The sequence below is a fragment of the Nocardia transvalensis genome (assembly GCF_015477765.1).
GTDB classification, from domain to species: domain Bacteria; phylum Actinomycetota; class Actinomycetes; order Mycobacteriales; family Mycobacteriaceae; genus Nocardia; species Nocardia transvalensis_A.
Map to the genome: position 1 here is coordinate 668852 of NZ_JADLQQ010000002.1, position 23234 is coordinate 692085.

At 68.6% G+C, this 23234-nt stretch carries 19 protein-coding genes and 1 riboswitch; of the genes, 9 read left to right on the forward strand and 10 right to left on the reverse strand.

Annotated elements, in window-relative coordinates:
- Nucleotides 1-41 precede the first annotated feature (41 nt).
- Both IU452_RS07140 and IU452_RS07145 read left to right on the forward strand, forming a co-directional pair.
- Nucleotides 42-3500: an aminotransferase class I/II-fold pyridoxal phosphate-dependent enzyme gene (locus IU452_RS07140; protein WP_195108076.1), complete on the forward strand. Its 3459-nt coding sequence runs from the start codon at nt 42-44 to the stop codon at nt 3498-3500.
- 11 nt (nt 3501-3511) lie between these two features.
- Nucleotides 3512-4279 carry an SDR family NAD(P)-dependent oxidoreductase gene (locus IU452_RS07145; protein ID WP_195108077.1) on the forward strand — a complete coding sequence of 256 codons (768 nt, stop codon included), beginning with the start codon at nt 3512-3514 and terminating at the stop codon, nt 4277-4279.
- Between the two features lies 1 nt (nt 4280).
- Here the strand turns inward: IU452_RS07145 and IU452_RS07150 are convergent, their stop codons facing one another.
- From IU452_RS07150 to IU452_RS07170, 5 genes are read right to left on the reverse strand one after another with little or no spacing between them, the layout of a single operon-like run.
- Nucleotides 4281-4499, reverse strand: a complete 219-nt coding sequence (locus IU452_RS07150; protein ID WP_195108078.1) for an alpha/beta hydrolase — start codon at nt 4497-4499, stop codon at nt 4281-4283.
- A gap of 34 nt (nt 4500-4533) precedes the next feature.
- Nucleotides 4534-5823, reverse strand: coding sequence for a YcaO-like family protein (locus IU452_RS07155; protein WP_195108079.1), 1290 nt, complete (start codon nt 5821-5823; stop codon nt 4534-4536).
- Complete coding sequence (locus tag IU452_RS07160) at nt 5820-6134, reverse strand: PqqD family protein (protein ID WP_195108080.1); 315 nt, start codon at nt 6132-6134, stop codon at nt 5820-5822. Before IU452_RS07160 ends, IU452_RS07155 begins: the two co-directional genes overlap by 4 nt.
- A complete protein-coding gene (locus IU452_RS07165) occupies nt 6131-8083 on the reverse strand; it encodes a hypothetical protein (protein ID WP_195108081.1) in 1953 nt (650 codons plus the stop codon). The genes IU452_RS07160 and IU452_RS07165 overlap by 4 nt, the downstream gene beginning before the upstream one ends.
- A gap of 3 nt (nt 8084-8086) precedes the next feature.
- A complete protein-coding gene (locus tag IU452_RS07170; RefSeq protein WP_195108082.1) occupies nt 8087-9073 on the reverse strand; it encodes a SagB family peptide dehydrogenase in 987 nt (328 codons plus the stop codon).
- 521 nt (nt 9074-9594) lie between these two features.
- Between IU452_RS07170 and IU452_RS07175 the strand changes: the two genes are divergently transcribed.
- The 4 genes from IU452_RS07175 to IU452_RS07190 all read left to right on the forward strand — a co-directional run bounded on the left by IU452_RS07175 (nt 9595) and on the right by IU452_RS07190 (nt 13945).
- A complete protein-coding gene (locus tag IU452_RS07175; RefSeq protein WP_195108083.1) occupies nt 9595-10728 on the forward strand; it encodes a protein-L-isoaspartate O-methyltransferase family protein in 1134 nt (377 codons plus the stop codon).
- 89 nt (nt 10729-10817) lie between these two features.
- Nucleotides 10818-10905, forward strand: a riboswitch (glycine riboswitch).
- A gap of 191 nt (nt 10906-11096) precedes the next feature.
- On the forward strand, nt 11097-12188 hold the full coding sequence (gene gcvT, locus IU452_RS07180) for a glycine cleavage system aminomethyltransferase GcvT (RefSeq protein ID WP_195108084.1): 1092 nt from the start codon (nt 11097-11099) through the stop codon (nt 12186-12188).
- A gap of 14 nt (nt 12189-12202) precedes the next feature.
- Nucleotides 12203-12571, forward strand: coding sequence for a glycine cleavage system protein GcvH (gene gcvH, locus IU452_RS07185; protein ID WP_195108085.1), 369 nt, complete (start codon nt 12203-12205; stop codon nt 12569-12571).
- Nucleotides 12572-12580: 9 nt separating this feature from the next.
- Nucleotides 12581-13945, forward strand: a complete 1365-nt coding sequence (locus IU452_RS07190) for an L-serine ammonia-lyase (protein ID WP_195108086.1) — start codon at nt 12581-12583, stop codon at nt 13943-13945.
- 25 nt (nt 13946-13970) lie between these two features.
- On the opposite strand, the gene IU452_RS07195 is transcribed toward IU452_RS07190, so the two are convergent.
- The 4 genes from IU452_RS07195 to IU452_RS07210 all read right to left on the reverse strand — a co-directional run bounded on the left by IU452_RS07195 (nt 13971) and on the right by IU452_RS07210 (nt 19144).
- The gene (locus tag IU452_RS07195) at nt 13971-14960 is read right to left on the reverse strand and encodes a TAXI family TRAP transporter solute-binding subunit (RefSeq protein ID WP_195108087.1); all 990 of its coding nucleotides are present in this window, start codon (nt 14958-14960) and stop codon (nt 13971-13973) included.
- On the reverse strand, nt 14957-16951 hold the full coding sequence (locus tag IU452_RS07200; protein ID WP_324192494.1) for a TRAP transporter fused permease subunit: 1995 nt from the start codon (nt 16949-16951) through the stop codon (nt 14957-14959). Before IU452_RS07200 ends, IU452_RS07195 begins: the two co-directional genes overlap by 4 nt.
- A gap of 229 nt (nt 16952-17180) precedes the next feature.
- Nucleotides 17181-18227 carry a S66 family peptidase gene (locus tag IU452_RS07205; protein ID WP_195108088.1) on the reverse strand — a complete coding sequence of 349 codons (1047 nt, stop codon included), beginning with the start codon at nt 18225-18227 and terminating at the stop codon, nt 17181-17183.
- A 41-nt stretch (nt 18228-18268) separates the two neighbouring features.
- A complete protein-coding gene (locus tag IU452_RS07210; RefSeq protein WP_195108089.1) occupies nt 18269-19144 on the reverse strand; it encodes a helix-turn-helix domain-containing protein in 876 nt (291 codons plus the stop codon).
- A 121-nt stretch (nt 19145-19265) separates the two neighbouring features.
- Between IU452_RS07210 and IU452_RS07215 the strand changes: the two genes are divergently transcribed.
- From IU452_RS07215 to IU452_RS07225, 3 genes are read left to right on the forward strand one after another with little or no spacing between them, the layout of a single operon-like run.
- Complete coding sequence (locus IU452_RS07215) at nt 19266-19646, forward strand: Rieske (2Fe-2S) protein (RefSeq protein ID WP_324192481.1); 381 nt, start codon at nt 19266-19268, stop codon at nt 19644-19646.
- A complete protein-coding gene (locus IU452_RS07220; RefSeq protein ID WP_195108091.1) occupies nt 19633-19971 on the forward strand; it encodes a hypothetical protein in 339 nt (112 codons plus the stop codon). Before IU452_RS07215 ends, IU452_RS07220 begins: the two co-directional genes overlap by 14 nt.
- Nucleotides 19968-21230, forward strand: a complete 1263-nt coding sequence (locus IU452_RS07225) for an amidohydrolase family protein (RefSeq protein ID WP_195108092.1) — start codon at nt 19968-19970, stop codon at nt 21228-21230. Before IU452_RS07220 ends, IU452_RS07225 begins: the two co-directional genes overlap by 4 nt.
- 92 nt (nt 21231-21322) lie before the next feature.
- On the opposite strand, the gene IU452_RS07230 is transcribed toward IU452_RS07225, so the two are convergent.
- Nucleotides 21323-23185, reverse strand: coding sequence for a Xaa-Pro dipeptidyl-peptidase (locus tag IU452_RS07230; protein WP_195108093.1), 1863 nt, complete (start codon nt 23183-23185; stop codon nt 21323-21325).
- Nucleotides 23186-23234: the final 49 nt, after the last annotated feature.

Genomic DNA, 23234 nt, shown 5'->3' on the forward strand with positions numbered 1-23234 from the left:
GCGCCCCGACAGGTACTCGAATCGCTTGCTGTGAGGAACAATTGAGACAATCGAACAGCGGCATCGTCGCGGCGGGTTATCGGACCGGCGTGATCGCGCTCGACGTGGATGGCGGGCCCGGCGATCCGGTCGTGGTGGCGCTGGCGGTGCATGTCCTCCTCGACCGCGTCTTCACCATCCGCACCGATATCGTGATCGCCGCCGGGCCGGATACGCGGCCGTTCCGGGTCGATGTGTCCGCGGTGGACCCCGACACCCACACCCCGGCCGATCTGCACCGGCTCCACCTCGCGGCTTCCGAATCTCCGGCGGCACCGACAGTCGGCGGACACCTCATCTCGATCGGTGGTGCCACCGACGAGTTGATCGACCGACTGCGACCGGCGACGGCTCTCGGATTCGATCCGGCCACCGGCACACTGACGCTGAGCACGGCCGACCGGCTCGGCATCGATGAGCACGATGTCCTCACCAGCATCGCACGACTGTGGTCACCGTCGGCCTGGGCCACCGACGGCCTGCCCATCCAGCAGATCGCCGCCACGCTGGCCGCCGACCTCTGCACCGGCGCCGGGCATCTCGCGCCGATCGAGGGACAGCCGCAACAGTTCGTGACGCGGTTCGTCGCCGTCGCGCGTGCCCACCCTGATCGGGTCGCCATCGAAACCGCCACGCGCACCATCACTTATGCCGAGCTGAACGCCACGGCGAATGCGATCGCCGCCGATCTGAGCGACCGCGGCCTGCGACGCGGGGATGTGCTGCTGCTGGTCCCGCGCCGCGACGAGCAGCTGGTCGCGATCGTGGTGGCCGCGATGAAACTCGGTGTCGCCCTAGCCATTGCCAACCCCGCGGCCCCGCCGGCCTATCTGCGTGTGTGCGCCGAGGCCGCGAACGCCGCGGCGGTTGTCGACATGGCCGGTCTCGAGTTGCCCGACGCCTGGCGTGACCTGCCCGCCGCGCCCACCGGCACCGAGGATGAACGGTACGACCAGGAGCGGCTCGGCCCGGACGAGTGCGCGGTGGTCACCTTCACCTCCGGCACCTCGGGCACACCGAAGGCCGTGCGTGGCCGCTACAGCTCGCTGACCTACTTCTTCGACTGGATGGATCGCCATCTGGGACCGCTGCGGGACGCCCGTTTCGGCATGTGTTCGGCGCTGGGACACGATCCGCTGCAACGCGACATCATCACCCCGCTCTACCTCGGCGCCACCATCGTCGTCCCACCCGCCGAGGAGATGGTGTCGGCGGCGTTCGGGCAGTGGCTCGACGAATCCGGGGTGCAGGTGGTGTGCGTCAATCCGTCGGCGATCACTCTGCTCGCCATCGCCGCCCGAACCCTGACGCAGCTGCGGATGGTGTTTCTGGTCGGCTCCACTCTCACGCGTGAGCACGTCGAGACACTCGTGGCCCTTGCTCCGCGCGCCCGCATCGTGAATCTGTACGGCGCGACCGAAACACAAAGGGCCGTAGCCTTTTTCGAAGTCGATCGCCAGGACTCCGAGCTGCCCGCAATCGTGCCGGTGGGGCACGGGATGGCCGATGTCGACGTCCTGGTGCTCACCGCGGCAGGCCGGGTCTGCGTGCCGTGGCAGACCGGTCAGATCGCGGTGCGCTCGCCCCAGATCGCGCTCGGCTACATCGGCGACCCGGCCCTGACCGAGGCCCGATTCCGCACCGGCCTGCCCGCCGGAACACCGCCCGCGGACGATACGCCGACCTATCTGACCGGGGACCTCGGCTACCGAACGATCCGCTACGGCGTCCACTACGCCGGACGCGCCGACAGCCAGGTGAAGATCAACGGCTACCGGGTGGAGCTGCACGACCTCACGGCCCGATGCCTGGCCATGCCCGCGGTGCGCGACGCCGCCGCCATCAGCTTCGACCTCGACGACGCGCCCGCGCTCGCGGTCTTCCTCGTACCGGAGTCGCCGACGATCCGATTCGAGCCCAACGCTTTTCGCGCCGCACTGGCCGAACGGCTCCCGTCCTATATGCTGCCGCACCGGGTGATCACGATCCCCGGCCTGCCGATGACTCACAACCGGAAGATCGACACCGACGCGCTCGGCAGATATCTCGAGGATCCGGATGCGCCCGCGCCCACCGCATCACACGGCTCGGCGGGAGTGGTGCACGACTATCTGCGCCGCCTCACCGGCGTCGACGACCCGGATCTGTCCGTCCCGCTGGCCGACCTGGGCGTGGATTCGTTGCGGTTCGCCGCCCTGCTCGGCCGCCTGCCCGCCTCCGCCCGGGCCGACGCCACCACCGCGCTCAGTGCTACCGAACTGCTGACCGGACTCGACGGGGCCGCTCCCCGGACCCGGCCCGCCGCGACCACCGGCAACGGTGCGGCCGAACCCCTCGATGTGCGAAAACTGCTCGGGCCCATCACCCGGGTCACCGAGACGGCCATCGAGGCGGCGGGGCGGCGACTGGATCATCTGTGTTCCAACAGCTACCTCGGCCTGTCGAGCGACCCCCGCATCCGTGCCGGGCTGGTGGAGTTCGTCCGGACGACGCCGTCGCTGGGGTCGCACGGCTCGCCCGAGGTCAACGGGTACACCCTCACCCACGAACGCCTGGCCGGAAATCTGCGCGCGCTGCTCGATCGTGACACGGTCATCCTCTACAGCTCCGCCTACCTGGCCAATATCTCCGCGATCCCGGCCCTCGCCGGGCCCGGGGACCAGCTGTTCGTCGACGAACGATGCCATCGCTCGGTGCGCGACGGCTGTCTGATGTCCGAGGCCACCCTGCATCCCTTCCGGCACAACGACTCCGACGACCTCGACGCGGCGTTGCGGCGCACGCGGACCGGTGGGCGGCGGGTCATCGTGAGCGAGGCGATCTTCAGCGTCGGCGGCGACATTGTCGATCTTCCGGGACTGGCCACCTGCGCCCGCGAGCACGATGCCCTCCTGATTCTCGACGAGGCCTCCTCGATCGGTCAGCTCGGCGACGGCCGCGGCATCGAAGCGCATTACGAGTTGCCGGGGTGTGTGGATGTTCGCATAGGGTCCCTGGGTAAGGCGCTGGCGGCGGGCGGCGGGTTCGTCGCCTGCTCCGGCGAGTTCGCCACGCGCCTGCGACGACATCGCGGCGCCACGTTCTCCACGGCCCTCTCACCACTGGCGGCGCATCTGGCCGCCGACGCCGTCGGCCTCGTGCTCGACGACGGCCCCGCGCTCACCGCGCGTCTGCACACCAACCGCACGATCTGGGCCGAGGCGTTGCAAGCGGCCGGATTCGACATCGGATCCTCGCAGAGCTCGATCGTTCCGCTGTATCTGCCCGGGGCGGACGACACCGCACGCTGGTTCCACGCCGCCCTCGATGCCGGAATCTTTGCCCTCCCGCTGTCGGGGAATTGGACCGGGCGGCCCGGGGGCGGATTGCGCACCACCGTCACGGCCGTTCACGACCCCGACGCGCTGGGCGAGATCGCCGACCGGCTCGTTCGCAGCCTCACCGTCACCGCCGCACGATAGGTACCGATCCGATGACGACATCAGCCCCTGCCGACCCGGTCTTCGCCGTGGTGGGTGCGACCCGGGGCATCGGGGCCGCCACCGTCGAGGTGCTCGCCGCCGATCCCGCCCGCCGCGTCGTCTTCTGCGGTCGCGACCGGGAGGCCGGTGCCGCGCTGGCCGAGAAGCTCGGTGACACGGTCGATTTCGTGGCCGCCGACGTCACCCGTCCCGACGAGGTCGAGCAGTTCTTCGCCGCTGTGGCCACGCGTGGACGCCTGGTGGGCGCGTTCAACTGCGCGGGGGTGATCGGCACCGACACGATTCTGCGCGGCACCCACTTCCACGACGCCGATCCCGCGCAATTCGACGCCGTTCTCGCGGTCAACGTCACCGCCCTGGCCCGCTGCCTGCGCCACGAACTACGCCTGATGGTGGACCACGGTGGCGCGGTGGTGAACTGCTCGTCCGTGGCCGGGCTGCGCGCCGCCGACAGCCTGTCGGTGTCCTACACCGCCGCCAAACATGCCGTCGTCGGCATGACCAGAGCCCTGGCCGTCGAATACGCCCGGCACGGGATCCGTGTCAACGCCGTCTGCCCCGGCGTCATCGACACCGATATGCTCGCCGGACTGCACGACCAACTACTGGAACACCTGCGCGCGAAAAACCCTGCGGCCCGCATCGGTACGCCCGCCGAGGTCGCCGACACGGTGGAGTTCCTGCTGTCCGACCGCGCCGCCTACATTTCGGGCACCACAGTGACCATCGACGCGGGCGGTCTCTACGGCGCTCTATAAGTCAGGCCGCGAGCAGATAGCGATCGGCGGCGGTGGTGATCGCCGGGTCGCGGCCGTACACCCCGTGCCCGACACCGTCGCGGGTGAGCAGTGTGCTGCCGAGCAGCAGTTGCTGCGCCCGCACGGCTGCGGGGTACGGGGTGATGGGGTCGGTGGTGGTGGCCAGGACGAGGACCGGATGGGCGGTGCGTGCGGGTGTGGCGGTCGGAGGATTGCCCACCGGCAGCGGGCCAGCCGAACTCCGGGCGAGACGATCACGGGTAGGGGTGCGGGCGATACGGGCCCGGCCTACCGATCGTGGCCTGACCGGGCAACGGCAGCCGCGCGCACGCTTCGCGAACCTCCATATGCGGCAGGCGGGTTGCCAGCACGCGCGCCACGGCCGGTCCCTCACCTCCCGCACCGGCCAATTCGACGGCGGCCACCTGGGATCCGGCGTCGACCAGTCGCGCTACCACCTGCATATCGTTTTCTCCGCGCCGATCGATCACCTCGTCGGTCGGCGGGCCGACCAGCGTGTCGAGCAGAGAGAACCGGTCCGGGTGGCAGTAGTAGATGACGTGGTCTTCGAAGCTGTCGAGGGTGTCGGTGGACCGGCCACGGTGCAGGCTGGCCAGCAACCGGATCTGCACCATCTCGGCGAGCGCATGCCCGATCCGCTCGGCCGGGAGCGGATGTGCGCTCAAACCCACTCCGAAGGCAGGCATTTCGAGGTGCCGGGACAGCGCGACCACGACTCCCGTTCCGACGGGACTGCGGGCCTGCAGCAGCTGGGTGTGCCACCCCAGAGCCCGCTCTTCGGCCAGGAATTCGGCGTGGTCTGCCAGTGCCCAGCCGGTGAGCAGTTCCATCGGCGTACCGGTCTGCCAGTAGCCCATGACGGTGGCCCGCTCCAGCAGTTCGTACAGACCGTGCGCAGCCGCCTGCCGGGCGGTTGCGCCGGACGCGAGCCCGACGGTGGTGACCTCGGTGAGCCGTTCGGCCGCGGGGGAGGGGCGCAAGCCCACCAGCGCTTCGGGCACCCATATCGTGTCACCATCCGGATAGCGACGGCCCCGGGTCCACGTCAGGAGCCGATCGGCGGTGTACCGAGGATAGGGCCAGCGATCCGGGAAGACCGGTGTGCCGAGGTAATCCGTGATCGCGAAGGCGGATCCGTCCTCGAAATCGGCCGACTTCGCCTGTCGGGAACCGGGGTTGGCCCATGCCCGGCTGCACTGCCGCTCCACCAGCTCGCCGACACACGAGTTCGCCGCCGCCTCGGGATCGAGGTCGCATCCGGCGACCGCCACGGGCGCGGAGTCGGTCTCGCATTCACCGAGAATCAGGACGTGCCCGTGCAGTTCGGGCCGGGGGCGAAAGTAGCGGATGTCGACCGTGGCCGGTGACTGCCAGATCGGAGCCCAGCGCGCGAAGGCGGCGGTCAGCGCGGGCTCGATTCCGGCGAGCTGGTCCGGACTTCCGAAGGCACGCAACCGCAACACCCGGGGTTCGGTCTCGGCGGTGCCGGACCGGGGTGCGGGCGTTGCCGGTGCGGCGTTCACTTCGAACCTGCTGTCTTCTCGGCTGTTTCGGGCGCCGAACCGGCGGTGCGCACGAGCCCGCGCTCGCTCCACTCGTTCATCGTGTCGGCGATATCGATGCGAATCTGCTCGGGAACGCCGTCGTATCGGCGGGCGCATTCGTCGGCGAGTTCGTCCACCGAACGCGGTTGGTCCAGCAGCCGCCACAGCGTCGCGGCGGTGCCTTCCAGCACGAGATAGGCGCCGCCCAGCGGAGTGAGCAGGATGCGATCGCCGAGATCCTGGGCGGTGACCGTCGGGGCGGGCCGGTACCGGATGTGACTGGCTGTCATGATTGTCGGGTTCCCCTTTCGAGTCGATGAGACGGCGCACCGACCAGGCGCAGCACTACGTTCGTGATACGGAAGGCGATTCGCTGGGTGAGCACGGCCGCGAGAACCACCGCCAGTGGCAGGCGCCGTCGCTGTGCCGCGACGACCCAGCGGTCGGCCGCGGCGACGATGCGGCCCGATCGCCGGGCCACCGGGCCGATCAGATGCACGGTGGTGGTCTTTGCGCGCCGGGTTGTCCTGGCCGCGATCACGGTGCCGAGCACCGAATCCAGTGGTACCCAGAATGCGGAGTACGGGTTGTTCCGGTCGTAGTTGTCGGCGCACTGCAGGATTTCCGTACCGTCCTCGCCGGTGCGCCAGGCAGCGATGCGGTGGGCGGCGAGAATGTCCTGCGGAAGTTCCACCAGCGCGATGCTGCCCACCGCGGCGGCCGGATCCGGTGTACCCCAGGCGATCCGCACGCGGGTCGCCGTGCCGAACAGCGGAGACATGCTGCGCGATGCGTCGAGGATCGAGATCTCCGTGGTGGTTCCGGCGGCACGATACCGTTCACGCAGCAGTCGACGGGCAAGGCTGCGGGATGAGGACGGCCCGGCACTCGTCGGGCCGGGCACCGCATGCACCGCGCGAATGCGGTGCGGCATGGTCGCGGTGGCGCCCTCGCGGTAGGGGTGGCGTGCCGCGACCGACAGGACACGCCCCTGCGGGCATGCCAGATCGGTGAGCGGTCCCGCCAGGGGACGGATATCGACTTCGAGTGCGGCATTTTCGGTTCGCAGCGCCGCGGCCACGCGCTCGGCGTCATCGCGGCGATCCACATGCATCACCGCGGTCTCCTCGTCGCGATGTTCGAGGACGAAGCCGTGCTCGGTGACCGCGGAGGCGGCGGTGAGCAGGCGGTGCACCGGAACCTGTGCGATCATCCGGTCGCCGTCGGGGAGGCGGCCGAGCACCTCCACCAGCGGCAGCACCCGCCCGCATCCGCAGTCCGACGGTGGCCGCAGAATCGCCGCATCGCCGATCAGATAGCGCAGCAACGGCATTGCCGTATCGACCAGATCCGTCACCGCCAGCCGCCCGGCCCGGCCGTAATCCTGGGGTCTCCCGTCGTCGTCGACCACCTCCAGGTGCAGGTAGTCCGCATTGACGTGCATGCCGGTGCATTCCGGGAACGAGAATGCCAGTGGCACGGAAATTTCCGCGGCACAGTACATCTGGACCAGGGGAGGGAATTCCGGCCGCCAACCGCGAGCGTGCTCGGGCCGCAGCACCTCGAACGAGGAGGCGACCGCGACGACACCGTCCCAGCGGGTGACTCGTGCGGCCAAGGCGGGCACCATATCCGGTCCCACCAGGAGCAGCTCACTGCCGATTCTGTTGCGGCCCAACCGCTCGAGGACGGTATCCACACCCTCTTCGCGGTATCCGACCCGGGAGTCACGGACGACGGCATTGTCGCGTCCGGAACCCGGCCACGGTGTGGCGCAGGTGATGTCGAAGACCCAGGGGAGTCCGAGCCCGCGATACCAGCGGCGTTCGCAGATCGCTCGGTGACGCAGGGACGACCGGCTGCGCAGGACATGACTGGCCGCGCCCTGGGTGCCGGAGGTGAAGGTGACGTCCACCTCCTCGGGAGACAGCGCGGTATTGGCGAGAGCGGCTGTCCGCGAGCGCAGTTCGGCACGGGGCAGTACGGGCAGGCGGGCAAGTTCGTCCACATTCGTGATCGCACCCACGGCGGCATCACCCACGGCCGCCGGGTAATACGCGGTCGCGCCGGCCGCTGCCAGCACGTTTCCCAGCAGGGCGTCGCGGTGAGCCGCTACGGCGGCCTCATCCCACTGCCTGCGCAATGCCTGCTCGACCTCTCGCCCGCCGACGGCCCGGGTACGCGGACCTGCCAGCCGGCGCAGCGCGTAGCGGCCGTAGCGGCGCTCCCAGGACGGCACCGCTCACTCCCTCGTGCCGAGAAGCTCGCTCAGCGGATCTCGATACCGCTCGTCGCGTGGCCAACCGAGCAGGAAGCCGCCGACATGGCCCTCGATCAGCGGATCCAGTCCGAGCATCCGCGCATTGACCAGTTCGTTGCCGCCGTTGAGAACGCATCCGCCCAGACCGAGCGCCGTGGCGACCAGATACCACGTCTGATAGAGCGCGCCGAGATCCTGGTAGACGATGCTCAGGCCGTTGTTCTCGTACTTCCACATGGTGCGCCCGAAGACCGCGGTGACCAGCAGTACCACCGCCGGATCACCCTCGAGCAGTTCGGTTTGCTCGCGCAGTTGTTCCGGCATCCGCGCGAACCACTCGTCCAGGTCGCCGTGTCGGCACAGCACCGAGGCGAATGGATCGAAGCGGTAGATCGCCGGTGCCAGATCGGGCATCTGCACCGGCCACAGATAGATCTCCAGGGGATGGCGGCCACCGCCCGAGGGAACCGGCCGCCAGCTGACGCCGCTGCCATAGGCCTCGGCACTGTGCTGGACCTCGGACGTTGCCCGCAGGAATCGACCCAGAGTCGGTAGATCGAGGGGCCGATCGGCGAATCGGCGGCAGGTCCGGCGGCGCGACAGCACCTCGGTGAAGAACGCGGGATCCGCGGGCAGATCGAGATCGCCATCCGGCAGGGCCACGACCTCGCCGCCCAAGGGTTTACGCGGCGAAGGCATATCCTCCGGATGCAGCACCGGGCGTTTGTGTCCCGTGGCGCGCATCCGCTGAATCACGAGTTCATGGGGATCCCACCAGGCTCCGGCCGACAGCCTGCGCGGTTCTATCAGCAGCTCCGCAGCGACCAGGCCGAGCACCACGTCCGGGCTCGCCCCGCTCACCTCCGCCAATTTGTCGACGGTGGCGGGCACGTCGGCGGCGGTGAGGACCTGCCACGCCGGGTCGGTCAGCCGATAGCGCCGGCCGCTGGTGCCGGCCGTGGCGATCATGCCGGAGTTCGACCAACACACCGTGACGTACGGCGAACGCACCACCTGCCGTGGTGAACTCCCGGCCACAGACGCATTCAACAGATCCCCCGACCGTCGACGGACAACAGAAGGCAACACAGAAGACAGGGCCCCGGCGGTCCATGGCCGGCCGGGACCCGCCTATCGCACGGTTCAGACGAAGTCCGTGCAGACCGTGATGACCGCAAAGGCGACATCCAGTTCGGCCATGCTCTCCAGCTCGGCCACCGGAAGCTCCCGCACCTGCGGCTTCTCCCACTTGACCATGTTCGCAACCCTCCCTTCACCTGGCGAACGAACCGACCGGTGACCACGAACCCCCGAACATGCAGAACCCGAATACAATCGGCGGCCCTACCAGGGCCCGCTTGGGTCGGCAGCCTTATCGTACTGTGATGGGATCATTGTGACAATGATCGAAAAATGTTGCGACACAGCAGATAACGTTCAGCGAACCGACTGGGTGCGAGACGCGGGTGACGACAGGGAGGCGAGGGAGTATGGCTCGACAGGCATCGGTGGCCGAAACCGCCCGGGCGCGCATGGTGACCGAACTAGCGGCGGCGATGCCGGGGTTGTCCGATCGCGTGCGCGCGGCCATGTCCACGGTGCCGCGCGAAGACTTTCTGCCCGAAGGCATCTCGATCGAGCAGGCCTACACCGATGCGCCGGTGACCTTGGCCGTCGAGGACGGCTTCCCGACCAGCACCGCCAGCCAGCCGTCCGTGGTCGCGCAGATGCTCGAGCAGCTGTCCGTCCGGTCCGGCGACAAGGTTCTCGAGATCGGTACCGCCAGTGGTTACAACGCCGCCCTGCTGCAACACCTGGTCGGCCCGAGCGGGCAGGTGCACTCCGTGGAGATCGATCCGGAGCTGGCCGCGGCCGCTCGCGAGCGACTGCGCCGCTCGGCCGGATCGGTCACGGTGCACACCGTGGACGGGTGGGCCGGTGTTCCCGACGCGGCCCCCTTCGACCGGATCATCGCCACGGTCGGCGTGTACGACCTGTCGCCGCACTGGCTCGCGCAACTGCGCGAGGGCGGCATCGTGGTGGTACCGCTGTGGCTGCGCCCCGGTGTCGAACTGTCGGTCGCATTCCACAACGAGGGCGGGGTGCTCACGGGCCGGTCCGCCCTCCACTGCGCATTCCTGCGGCTGCGCGGCGACCACGCCGGACCGGACAGCTACCGCATGGTCTCCGATACCCGGTTCGCGATCGGCGAGTCGCTGTCCGACGACCGCCTCGGCACCCTGCAGGCCCTCCTGTCCGCCGCCCCGGCGAGCACGGCGGCACCCACGCTGCCCGCACACTGGTACGCCACCGTCGCACTCCGGGACCACCGGGCCATCCAAATCTTCTCGCTCACCGACCCGCCCGATATCTCCTACGGCCTGTTCGACCCCGACCGCCACGGCCTGGCCCTCATCACCGGCGACCACCTGCAGACCTACGGAAACCCTGACGTAGGCGCAGAACTACACGCAGCAATCAGCCACACGCACCCGGTCGACCCGTCCCACTGGACCATCCACGCCGTCCCGGCCGACCGACCCGGACCGCCGACAACCCGTCCGAACGCAGCGGTAACCATCACCCGCCGCAACTTCCGCTACACGATCGAGACCGATCATTGACAGCCGCTCGCACACCGCGGCAGCACCCGATGTGCCGGTAGGGCGATCGTCGCCTATGCTGTGCGACACAATCACATATCGGGCCGCGACGAATTGGAGCGGGAGAGTCCCCGGTGACGGGGCGCCGAAGGAGCAACCTCCCCGGAATCTCTCAGGTCCAGGTACCGCTTCGATCAGGCCACTCTGGAAAGCAGGCGTACCGAGCGCCTCACCCACGGTGCAAACCGCCCCTCGGCGGTGAAGCTCTCAGGTCCCATGACAGAGGGGGAGTTCCGTAACCGGGCGACAGCCCGGTCGACCCGAGGACTTCCCATGACTGTCGTTTTCGACGTTGTGCCCGCCCGCCTCCTCGTCGAAGGGGGTCGCCGGTGAGCACGCTGTCGCCGCTGGATGCCGTGCACTCCGCATCGGGCGCCTCGTTCATCGACTTCGGCGGGTGGCGCATGCCGGTGCGCTACAGCAGCGAACTCGCCGAGCATCGGGCGGTGCGGGAGGCCGCCGGGATCTTCGATCTGTCCCATATGGGCGAGATCGAGGTGTCCGGGCCGGAAGCCGCCCGCATGCTGGACTTCGCGCTGGTCGGTCACCTGTCCGCGGTGCCGGTCGGCCGCGCCCGCTACACGATGCTGTGCCACGACAACGGTGGTGTGCTCGACGACCTGGTGGTGTACCGGCTCGCCCCGGACCGTTTCCTGGTAGTGGCCAATGCCGCCAATGCCCATGTGATCTACGTGCTGCTGCGCGACCGCGCCCACGGGTTCGTCGCCGAGGTGACCGACCGCTCCGCGGAGTTCGCGTTGATCGCGGTGCAGGGGCCGCGCTCGGCCGCCATCGTCGGTGCCGTGACCGACGCCGATCTCGCGGCGCTGAAGTATTACGCGAGTACCGCCACCCGCCTGGCCGGGGTCGACGTGCTGCTGGCCCGGACCGGGTACACCGGCGAGGACGGTTTCGAGGTGTACTGCCCGCCGCAACGCTCCGCCGACGTCTGGCGGGCCCTCGTCGACGCGGGCCGTCCCCACGGCCTGCAACCGGCCGGTCTGGCCTGCCGGGACACGCTGCGGCTCGAGGCCGGAATGCCGTTGTACGGCAACGAACTCCACGTGGGCATCACACCGTTCGAGGTCGGTCTGGGCCGGGTCGTGAAGTTCGACAAGCCGGGCAGGTTCGTCGGTCGCGAGGCGCTGGCCGCTCGGCGGCAGGCCGGGAGCGATCGGATTCTGGTCGGATTGGCCGGTGATGGCCGCCGCGCGGGGCGGCACGGCTATTCCGTGTTCGACGGTGACAACGAGGTCGGTGTCGTCACCAGTGGCGCACTGTCGCCCACGCTCGCAAAGCCGATTGCGATGGCGATGGTGGCCACCAAGTACGCCGAGGCGGGCACCGCATTGACCGTCGACATCCGTGGCCGCCGCGAGCCGGTCGAGGTCACCTCCCTTCCCTTCTACTCCCGTTCCTGAAAGGCCTGTCCGCCATGAGCTTTCCCGAGCATCTGCGTTACACCGAAGAGCACGAGTGGCTCGACACCGCCGATGATGTCGCCACCATCGGCGTGACCGAATACGCCGCGTCCTCGCTCGGTGACATCGTGTTCGTCCAGCTGCCCGCCGTCGGCGACCGCGTCGTTCGTGGCGAGACGTGCGGTGAGATCGAATCCACCAAGTCCGTCAGCGATCTGTACTCACCGGTGTCGGGCGAGGTCGTCGAGGTGAACGACGCCGTCGTGGAGGGTCCCGAGATCGTGAATACCGACCCCTACGGCAAGGGCTGGCTGTTCCGCGTCCGGGTCGAGGAGGTCGGCGAACTGCTGGACGCCTCGGCCTATGCCGCGCTGACCGCCTGAGGAACGACCATGACCCTGAGCGTGTTCGACATGTTCAGCATCGGCGTCGGGCCGTCGAGCTCGCACACCGTCGGGCCGATGCGCGCGGCATTGATGTTCGTCGAATCCCTTGCCGCCGAAGGACATCTGGACCGCACGACACGGGTCCGCGCCGAGCTGTACGGATCGCTGGGCGCGACCGGGCGCGGGCACGGCAGTGACCACGCGGTGATCCTCGGGCTGTGTGGCGAGCGCCCGGAGACCGTCGACACCGATGCCGCGCCGGGGATCGTCGACGCCGTACGGTCACAGCGCCGCCTGCGGTTGCCGGGCGGACCCGAGATCGACTTCGACGAGACCGACCTCGTCCTGCACCTGCGCGAGTCGCTGCCCGGCCATCCCAACGGCATGCGGTTCCGGGCCGTCGACGGCACGAATACCCCACTGTCGGAACGTGTTTACTACTCCGTGGGCGGCGGCTTCGTGCATGACGAGTCCGCCGTGTCGGCACCGGTGTCGACCACCGAGCCCGCCGTCCCGCATCCGTTCCGTACCGCCGACGACCTGCTCGCCCGGTGCCGCGCCCACGATCTCCCGGTGAGTGCGGTCATGCGTGCCAACGAGCGCGTGCGGCGCACCGATGCCGAGATCGATGCGGGACTACTGCGGATCTGGCAGGTGATGGCCGACTGCGTGCGCCGCGGCTGCGAACGCGACGGCGTCCTGCCCGGCGGGCTGTTCGTGCCTCGTCGCGCGAAAACCCTGTACGACAAGCTGATTGCGGAAAAGGCGGGCGATCCGCTGGCCGCCATGGATTGGGTCAGCCTGTACGCGATGGCGGTCAACGAGGAGAACGCCGCCGGCGGCCGGGTCGTCACCGCCCCCACCAACGGTGCCGCCGGCATCGTTCCCGCCGTCCTGCACTACTACCGCCGGTTCGTTCCCGGCGCCGACGACGCGGGCACCGTCCGGTTCCTGCTCACCGCGGGCGCGATCGGCGTGGTGCTCAAGGAGACCGGTTCGATCTCCGGCGCCGAGGTCGGCTGCCAGGGTGAGGTCGGCTCGGCATCCGCCATGGCGGCCGCGGGACTCACCGAGGTCCTCGGCGGCAGCCCCGAACAGGTGGAGAACGCCGCCGAGATCGGACTCGAACACCACCTCGGACTCACCTGTGACCCGATCGGCGGCCTGGTGCAGATCCCGTGCATCGAACGCAACGCCGTGGCGGCCGTCCAGGCAATCAACGCCGCCCGAATAGCCCTGCGCGGCAACGGTGTCCACGTGGTCTCCCTCGACAAGGCGATCAAGACCATGCGCGCAACCGGTGCCGACATGAGCGACAAATACAAGGAAACCAGCCGCGGCGGCCTCGCCGTCAACGTCATCGAGTGCTGAGACCGCGGCCCGCGAAGGGCGGGCCCTACGACAGCGCCTGCTGGGAGCCCCGGTGCAGCGGGACGGGCTCGGTGTTCTTCGCGGTCTCGCGGGATATGCCCTTGGCGGCCGAATTCGCCTGCTCCAGTTGGGTTTTGCGGTCGAAGAGGACCTTGGTCAGGACGCAGGCCAGGTTGGCGTCGATATCGTCGCGGACCAGCAGGACATTGGGAACGACGACGGTTTGCACGTCGGCGGGCTGGCCGTAGGTCGCGGCCGGGATGGGGGAGAGCTCATAGACCGTGCTGATATCGCGCAGGCCCGGCAGGGCGGCGGAGATGTCCAGCAGGCGGACCCGGTCGCGGGCCGAGGTGAACAGGTCGGTGATGCCGGGGGTGGGCAGGCCGCCGGAGAAGAACATGGCGTCGATCGAGCCGTCCTTCATGCCGTCGACTGTTTTGGTGAGGTCCAGACGCTGCGCCGAGATGTCGCGGTCCGGGTCGAGCCCGGCGGCCCGCAGCACGCGCTGCGCGATCACCTCGGTGCCGGACTTCGGCGAACCGGTGGAGACGCGCTTACCGCGCAGGTCGGCGAGCGAGCCGATGTTGGCTCCGTTGCGCACGACCACCTGCGTGTAGTTCGGGTAGAGCCGCGAAAGGGCCTGCACCGGCTGCTTTTTGCCGTCGAAGCTCTCCTTGCCGAGCACCGCGTCGGCGGCGGTATCGGCCAAGGAGAACGCCACCTGATAGGTGCCCGCGACCAGCTGCTGGATGTTCTGCACGGACGCACCGGTTTCCGCGGCCGTCGCCTTCACCTTGCCCCCGGTGGCCTGGGAGATCTGGTCGGCGTAGGAGTTGCCCAGCGCGAAGTAGACACCGGTGGCGTTGCCGGTCGCGATGCCGATCCTGGTGTCCTGCTTCACCTCACAGGTCACCGGTCCGGTGGCATCGGAGCTCGGCGCGTCACGGCGGCCACCGCAACCGGCGATCAGCCCGGCTGTCACGACGACGGCGCACACCAGTGCGGCTGTTCTCATGCGGTTCTCCTTCGATCGAGCAGGCCGATTCCGACGGCCGCGACCACCGCGGCCGAGCCCACCAGCAGCGACATCGGTTCCAGATACAGCAGCGCCAGCCCGCCCACCGCCGCGAGCACCCGGCCGGGCAGTCGGATCGGGCCGACACCCAGCAGCCAGCCGCCGGTCGCGACGGCCAGCGCCGCCACCGCCACACAGGACACCGCGGTCGTCCACAACACGCCCAGGACCGGGCCGCGGCCGAGCAACTGCTCGCCAGGGCCGCTGAGCACGAACACCAGCGGCACCAGGAAGGCGGGCAGCGCATATTTCAGCGCCTGCCACATCGTCGGCACCGTGCGGGCGCCGGTGATCGCGGCCGCGCCGACCGCGGCCAGCGCGGTCGGCGGTGTCACCTCCGAGAGCACCGAGTAGTAGAAGACGAACATCGCCGCGGCGGGTGCGGGCACGTCCAGGGCGAGCAGGGCGGGGCCGATGATCGCCCAGCCGATGATGAACGACGCGGTGACCGGAACCGCGAGCCCCAGCAGCGACAGCGCGATCGCCGCGAAAACGACTGTGCACGCCAGTATTACGGTGTGGTTGTCCGACAGTGCGCTCGCCCCGCGCACCAGCAGCGCCGCCACCTGCGCGCCGAGCCCGGTCTTGGTGGTGGTCGCGGTGATCACTCCGGCGGCGGTGCACACCGCGACCACCGGCAGTGCCGAGCGCACGCCGCTGCCCAGCGCCTGGAACAGCCGGCGCGGCGACAGCGCGGCCGCGCGGGTCCGACGGTCGAAGAAGGTCAGCACGAACGCCAACGCGGTCGCATAGACGACGGCCTTGGTGGCCGACACCCCGATCAGCAACAGCACCACGATCGCGATGAGCGAGGAGAAGTGATAGCCGAACCGGCCGAGCAGCCGCCACATCGACGGCCCGGCGATCTCGACCGGTCGCGTGCCGAAGCGCCGCGCGTCGATCTCCACGGCGAGCAGGATCCCGAGGTAGTAGAGCAGCGTCGGAATCAGCGCCCAGCCCAGCACCGTCACATACGACACCTCGAGGTATTCGGCGACGATGAAGGCGGCCACGCCGAGCGTGGGCGGCGACAGAATCGCGCCGACACCCGCCGCGGCGAGCATGCCGCCCGCCTGTTCGGGCGGATATCCGGCGCGCCGCAGAATCGGCCAGGTCACCGCGCCGACGCTCACCGCGGTGGCGGTGCCCGAACCGGAGACCGTGCCGAGCAGAAAGCCCGAGGCCACCGTGGTCCGCCCGGCCGCGCTGCGCGACCGCCGGAACACCGACACCGACAGGTCGACGAAAAACTGTGCCGCGCCGGAGAATTCGAGCACCGCGCCGTAGAGGGTGAACAGCACGATATAGCTGGCGGCGACATCGAGTGGAGTGCCGTAGAACCCGCTACCGGAGTTGTAGAGCGCATCGACGATCTGCCCGAAGTCCAGGCCCGCGTGCGCCACGCTCCACTGCTGCGGCAGCAGCCCGCCGTAGTAGCCGTAGGCCAGAAAGACCAAACACACCACCGGAAGCACCCAGCCGGTGGTGCGCCGGCATGCCTCCAGCACCAGCACGAGCAGCACCGCGCCCATGGTGACGTCGACCGGATCCAGCAGCCCCTGCCGATTCAGGAAGGCGTCGTATCCGCCTGCGCCCGAACCGATCTGCCACGGCAGCACCGGATACAGGCAGACCGCCACGGCCAGCGCCGCCAATCCCCAGTCCACGATTGCGGGTCGGTCCGCCGCGCGATCGAGCCACCGCACCCCGGATCGGTAGGCGAGAAAGACCAGCGGCAGTGTCCCGGCGAGGAAGACCACCAGGTAGTACTGGCTGCCCTGCGGCAACGGCCGGAACACCTGCCACAGCGCCAGCAGCGCCACCGCGAACGACGCCGTCGCGACCACCCGCTCGGGCCAACCGCTCAGCAGGCGTGCGGGCCGCTCCTCGTCGTCGACCTCCACGGCCGCGATCCGCGCATCGCCGGGCACCGCGATCGTCGGCTCATCCGCTGAATCCCCCGGTGCGACTGTGCCATTGGCCTCCGGAACCGCCGACCCGCCCCGCGGCACGGCGGCTACCCGTTCGTCATCCGGCGCCACATCTTGCCCTTTCCCTCGGCCACCCGGCGTCGACCTACCGCCGTCGGTGCCCGATATGGGCGAAACAATAGCAACGCCACCGCTGCCCTCGGAGCCGTTCGGCAACGATTCCTGCGGCTCAATACGCGACGAAGATCCTGCGGGACGGGCCGTCCACCCGGATGCGGCCACCGTAGGGGATGACCAGTTGGGGGTCGGTATGGCCGAAGTCGAGGTCGAAGACGGCCATGGTGTCGGGGGCGTACTCGGCGAGGGCTCGGAGGACGGCGGCGCGCTGGTCGTTTCGGTAGGCGGCCTGTTCGTCCGGAGTGGTGTGGCGGTTCAGGGACCAGGTTTTGGGCTTGGCGAACAGCACGGCGGGGAATTGGGCCAGCAGGCCGCGCTCGCCCATATTGCGCAGGATGCGGTAGACCTCGGTGGCCGAGGGCAGCTCTTCGGAGGTCTCCAGGAACAGCACGCTTCCGGCGTACTGCGCGGCGGGCCCGATCGCACGATCGGCCATGAGCAGCCACGACAGGATCTCGAGGTTGCCGCCCCAACCGGGCCCGGTGACAATGCCGTCGGCGTTGTGCCAGGCCCAGGGCTCGCAGGGCCGCATGACGGGTTCGGAGGTGAAGGTGTCCGGATCTGTCCAGTCACGATCGATGTCGCCGTAGGACTGCGCGGGGCGCAACTCGTACTCACCGGAGGTGAACAGGGCGGCTCGCAGTGAATCGGCCGTCATCGGATGCATCGTGCCCGGTCTGCCGAATTGCGCCATCACGGTGGCACCGTGATATCCGACGATGCCCAGGCTGTCCAGGTAGGCCAGCAGGTTCGTTTTGTCGCTGTATCCGAAGAACGGTTTGGGGTTGGCGGACAGCAGCTCCGGGTCCAGATGGGGGAGCACGGCGATCTGGTCGTCCCCGCCGATGCTGGCGATCACCGCGGCGATCGACGGGTCGGCGAAGGCGGCGTGGATATCGGCGGCGCGCTCGGCGGGAGTGCAGCCCATCCGGCGGGTCGTCGGGTACTCCACCGGCTCGAGACCGAAATCCTCACGCAGCCTGCGCAGGCCGAGTTCATAGGGCAGCGGGAAGAGCGCGGGCAAGCCGCTGGACGGCGACACGATGGCGACACGGTCTCCCGGTCGGGGCTTCTCCGGTGGGTAGGCGGACGCTCGCATGGCACGAACCTAGCTCGCGAAAGCCGATGCGCGTCAAACGGTTATGCGCCGGTTCGGAATGCGGCCGGTGTCGTTCCGGTGCGCTGGCGGAAGAATCGGTTGAACGCGGTCGGGTCGGGGAGGCCGACGCGGGCGCCGATGGCCGCGGCCGGCAGGTCGGTGTGCACGAGCAGTCTCTTGGCCTCGAGCAGGACGCGGTCGTCGATGTAGGTTTTGGCGCCGTGGCCGGTGGCGGCCAGGGCCGCGCGGGTGAGGGTACGGGTGCTGTAGCCCAATTCGCGGGCATAGTCGGCGACGCGATGTGTGTGCATGTAGTTCTGTTCCACCGCTCGACGGAAGCGGTGGAAGGCATCCCCACCTGCTCGAACCGGGTGGTCGACGTCCTGCAGGTGCGCCAGGCGCAGCACGATCGTGGTCAGTAGGTGGCGTGCCAGCTCGACGCGCACGGCGTCCGGCAGCGCGGTCTTGCGCTGGTATTCGGCGCGCAGCAGGTCCGATGTCGCGTGCAGCGCGAGGCGGTCCGACGAGGCCGGGCGCACCGGGCGCTGATGGATCGGTTCGTCGGCCAGCGCAGCGGCCACGGTCGCGGTGTCCAGGTAACTGGCGGAGAAGTACAGGATCAGACCGTCGGCCCGGTACAGGTCGGGGGTGAACTGGTGGACCTGGCCGGGGCGCACCCACAGCCAGTCGTCGGGGCCGAGAGTGTGGTCGACGACGTCGACGATGTGCCGCAATCGGCCCGATCGCACGGTGATCAAGGTGTGGAAGGTCAGCCGGGCCGGCTCGAACGGGTTCACCCCGTGATTGCGCGCCCGGATCGGCAGTTCGGCGAAATCGCAGACCTCGATACCGGCGGGCGTGCCGAGCACCGGCCGGAACGAGACATCAGGGATGCGCCGTTGTCCGTTTTTGTCCATAGCCTGTCACCAGAGTAACCACGCAAAGGACCCCTCAGCTAATAGTCTGAAATCAACAAATCCGCGGGACATGTCCACCACGGCGCATCTTGATGCATTATCCGACAATAAGGAGCAAACAGTGACTGCTCTCGGTGGGACCGCAATTGTGGTCGGCAGGACCGAAGACATCCCTGAACTGGGCAGGCTGGTGGTCGACGTGGGGGATCGCACGATCGGCATCTTCCGCGTGCAGGGCCGGCTCTACGCCTACGACAACACGTGTGCTCATCAAGGCGGGCCGGTCTGTCAGGGCAGGATTCTGCCGAAGGTGCGCGAGAACCTCGATGCGGACAAGCGGGCGCACGGGATGGTCTACGACCGTTCGGAAATGCACATCGTCTGCCCGTGGCACGGCGCCGAATACGTCATCACCACCGGCGTGCACGCCGCGGCGCCCGATCTCCGGCTGAATCCGGTCGATGTCGAGGAACGAGGCGGTGAGATCTATGTCGTCGTCTAGTCCGGCAACCGCTTCCGAAGCGGAGATCTCCAGCACCGAACTGCTCGAGGTGACCGCCCGGCTGCGCGAGTGCGTGGAGCGGCTGCGCGAGGGCGAACCGACGGATCTGACGTCCACGGCGCTGTCGGGGCTGGTCGCCGACACCGCCCGCCTGTACACCGCCGCCTGCGCGGCCGCCGGGCGTCCGGTGGACGTCGATCCCGGTCCGATGTCGGCGACCGACGCGGTGATGCTGATTTCGGCGCTGATGCGGGCGCAGAACCTCAACACCTTCGACCTGGCGCTGTGGATGTCCCACGTCGACCGCACGAAAGGACTGTCATGACAACGGCTCCCGAGCGTCCGCGCGTGCGGATCAATCCGGTCCAGGAGTTCAACGTTCATTCCGACACCCGTGCCATCCTCGCCAACGCCGCACGCGATGTCGACACTTTCGGCCTGCACCACCGCCTGATCGTCGACGTCGATTCCCACCACGAGGAATCCCTGGAATGGTCCGACGTGCTCGACAATATCGACGACGACGTGCTGCGCGACTACGGCAAAGGTATCGCCGAATCGGTGTCCAACGGCGGCCAGTACGCGCTGACCGGGCATTCGCCGGGCCTGCGCTTCCAAGAGATCGGCGGGCGTATCCCGCATTCGGCCGAACGCAACGAACCGGTGCCCGGCGGGGCCGAGCACGCATTCACCGTCACCGAACGCGCGATCGAGGCACTCGGGCTGGACTATCAGGTGGTGTTTCCCCAGACGATGCTCGACCTGGGGCTGCACCCCAACGAACGCATCGCCACGGCGCTGATCATGGCCTACAACAAATGGTTCGTCGCGACCGTGCTCGGCCGGGATCCGCGCATCAAATCCATGCTGTCGCTGCCGATCACCGATCCCGACGCCGCGCTGGAGACGATCCGCCTCTACCACGACAACCCGAATGTGCTCGGGTTCCTGATCACCAGCCAGCGATTCTTCAGCGTCCACGACAACCAGTACATGCGCGTCTACGCCGAACTCGAAAAACTCGGTATGCCACTCGGATTCCACGCCGGCCCGAACTGGGGCGACTCGTGGACGAAGGTCATGAACCGGTTCACCGCCGTCCATGCGATGTCGTTCGTCACCTGCAATATGACCCATCTCAGCAACTGGTTGTTCAACGGTATGCCGGAACGGTTTCCGAGGCTGAAGGTGATCTGGATCGAGAGCGGCCTGGCGTGGATTCCGTTCATGATGCAGCGCCTGGATCACGAGTTCCTGCTGCGCATTTCCGATGCACCGCTGCTGACCAAACGCCCCAGCGAATACATGCGGCAGATGTACTACACCTCCCAGCCCCTCGAGGTCTCCCACCCCGAGGCACTGGCTCAGACCCTGAAGATGATGGACGCCGAGAACACCCTGCTGTATTCCTCGGATTGGCCGCACTGGGATTTCGATCCCCCGGCCCGGATCATGACCATCGACGGACTGTCGGAGACCGCCCGCAACAATATCCTCGGCCGAAACGCTCAGCGCCTCTACGGCAAGACCAAGCTGCCCGACCCCGCGCATCTCCAATCAGTGAATGCGACCGGGCAAGGTTAGGCCCCGGCCAGGCCGACTGGAACTGTCAACGCTGGCGAACGGCCCGGAACGAGTGTTCCGGGCCGTTCACTTCATGCGTTGAGAGCGGGCCGCTAGCCGATCGCGGCGTCGAGGGCGGCTTGGCCGCCGACCACCGGGAAGGTGACCCGGGTGTCGGCGAGGTTCACCGCGAAGCCGGGTCCCGGCCTGGGGCGCAAGGTGAATTCGTTGTCACTGGACAACACCACCACGCCCAGCCGATGTCCCTGCGGCAGCACATAGTCGTGCGGCTGCATGGCCAGCTTGATCTCGTACTCCTCGCCCGGGGTGATCGGGGTTGTCTTGCCGATGTCGTTGCGGTTCTGCGGGTCCACCCAGCCCCTGGTCACGATCCGGGAGCTGCCGTCGGGTGCCCGATCCACCAGCAGCGCAGTGATATTGGCGGCCGGGCGCTGGAACGACATCCGGAAGGTGACGCCGACGGTGCCGCTCATCCGGAGGGACGTTTTGGCGGGCTTGGCGAAGTAGGCCAGCCGGTTCGGCGAGCTGGGCGCGGCGACGAGGTCGGCGGCGAGCTTGGTGGCATCGTCGTCGAGGGACTCACTGACACGACCGGCGCCGGTGGGAGCGAGGCCGCCGATGTTGCGTCCGCCGGGCTGGAATACCGCGGCCGCGGGAGAGGTGCCGGGGGCGGGCCAGTCCGCCTCGTCGACCCAGGACTTGTCCTCCCGCTGGATGGTGGCCTTGGGCTCTTTGTCGATTCCGTTGTCCTTACCCAGCAGATACTTGCCGAACCAGCGGTTCACCGTGCGCAGCCATTCCTGCCTGCGCAGGCCGAGGGGGTCGACGTGACCGGATTGATGCAGCCAGATCTTGTGCGGCACACCGGCTTCGGCGAGCGCGCTGTACCACTGGGCGACGTGCTCGGTCTTGACGTTGAAGTCGTTGAGCCCGTGCACGGCCAGCACGGCGGCACGCACCTTGTCGATGTGATTCAGGTAGTTGCGCGCGTCCCAGAATGGGCTGTAATCGCCGGTGACCCGGTCCTGGTCCCGCTCGAGCCGCTCGATGACCGGCTTGCAGATCTGCCGGTCGGCGCGGGTGTAGACGTATTCGGCGAGTACGTCGGCGTCCTCACCCTGGTAACCGCCGGGGGCGACCACAGCGCCGTCGCCCCGATAGTAGTCGTACCAGTTGCTGATGGCGGCGATGGGCACGATGGCCTCCAGGCCCGGCACTCCGGTGGCGGCGACCGCATTGGGCAGGGTGCCGTTGTAGGACACGCCCATCATGCCGACCTTGCCACTGGCCCAACGGGCTACGACCGGTTTGCCCTGCGCGTCACGCGCCTTGGCCCGGCCGTTGAGCCAGTCGATCGGGGCCCGTGCGCCGACGGTCTCGTTGTCCGCGCCCGTGGTCGGGCAGCCGGTGGACTTCCCGGTTCCCAGCGATTCGCCGTACATCACGGCGTAGCCGCGGGCCAGGAAGAATTCCTCGTACTGCCAGGTGATCCGGCCGTCGGCGAGGGTGATTCCGGCCGCCCCGAGTTCCTCGGCCACCCGATTGCGCATCGGCCCGGGTGCCGGTGCGAGCCGCGCCTCGGGACCACCGGGCACATAGAGTTCGACGTCCACATTGTGGTTGGCCACGTCGTTTCCCCCGGCGAAGTACGGACTCGCCTGGTACACCACCGGGAGCTTGCCGGTGGCCTGTGCCGGTCGGACGACCTGGACGTGCACCTCGTCGTCCTTGCCGTCGCCGTCGCTGTCCACCGGGGCGCGCACCCACAGGTCCTCCCGGACCGAGGCGGCCGGATCGAACGCCGGCTGGGCCTCCCCGTCGGCGATGACCGGCTCTCCCGGCGGGTCCGCCAGCGCGGGCGCACCGGACAGCAGCAGCGCCACGGCCGAGGCGGACAGCACGATCCCGCGGGTACGACGCCGATGACGCCGCTGGTGTAGTCGAGTGGATGTCATGATTCCCTCCTTTGTCACCCCTCATCGCGAGGCAGCTCCGGGCGAGCTT

What these genes read in the sequence shown, in the direction of transcription:
- IU452_RS07145 (WP_195108077.1), top strand. Translation starts at nt 3,512, where the DNA reads ATGACGACATCAGCCCCTGCCGACCCGGTCTTCGCCGTGGTGGGTGCG.
- IU452_RS07160 (WP_195108080.1), bottom strand. Translation starts at nt 6,134, where the DNA reads ATGACAGCCAGTCACATCCGGTACCGGCCCGCCCCGACGGTCACCGCC.
- IU452_RS07170 (WP_195108082.1), bottom strand. Translation starts at nt 9,073, where the DNA reads ATGATCGCCACGGCCGGCACCAGCGGCCGGCGCTATCGGCTGACCGAC.
- IU452_RS07175 (WP_195108083.1), top strand. Translation starts at nt 9,595, where the DNA reads ATGGCTCGACAGGCATCGGTGGCCGAAACCGCCCGGGCGCGCATGGTG.
- gcvH (WP_195108085.1), top strand. Translation starts at nt 12,203, where the DNA reads ATGAGCTTTCCCGAGCATCTGCGTTACACCGAAGAGCACGAGTGGCTC.
- IU452_RS07190 (WP_195108086.1), top strand. Translation starts at nt 12,581, where the DNA reads ATGACCCTGAGCGTGTTCGACATGTTCAGCATCGGCGTCGGGCCGTCG.
- IU452_RS07195 (WP_195108087.1), bottom strand. Translation starts at nt 14,960, where the DNA reads ATGAGAACAGCCGCACTGGTGTGCGCCGTCGTCGTGACAGCCGGGCTG.
- IU452_RS07205 (WP_195108088.1), bottom strand. Translation starts at nt 18,227, where the DNA reads ATGCGAGCGTCCGCCTACCCACCGGAGAAGCCCCGACCGGGAGACCGT.
- IU452_RS07210 (WP_195108089.1), bottom strand. Translation starts at nt 19,144, where the DNA reads ATGGACAAAAACGGACAACGGCGCATCCCTGATGTCTCGTTCCGGCCG.
- IU452_RS07220 (WP_195108091.1), top strand. Translation starts at nt 19,633, where the DNA reads ATGTCGTCGTCTAGTCCGGCAACCGCTTCCGAAGCGGAGATCTCCAGC.
- IU452_RS07225 (WP_195108092.1), top strand. Translation starts at nt 19,968, where the DNA reads ATGACAACGGCTCCCGAGCGTCCGCGCGTGCGGATCAATCCGGTCCAG.
- IU452_RS07230 (WP_195108093.1), bottom strand. Translation starts at nt 23,185, where the DNA reads ATGACATCCACTCGACTACACCAGCGGCGTCATCGGCGTCGTACCCGC.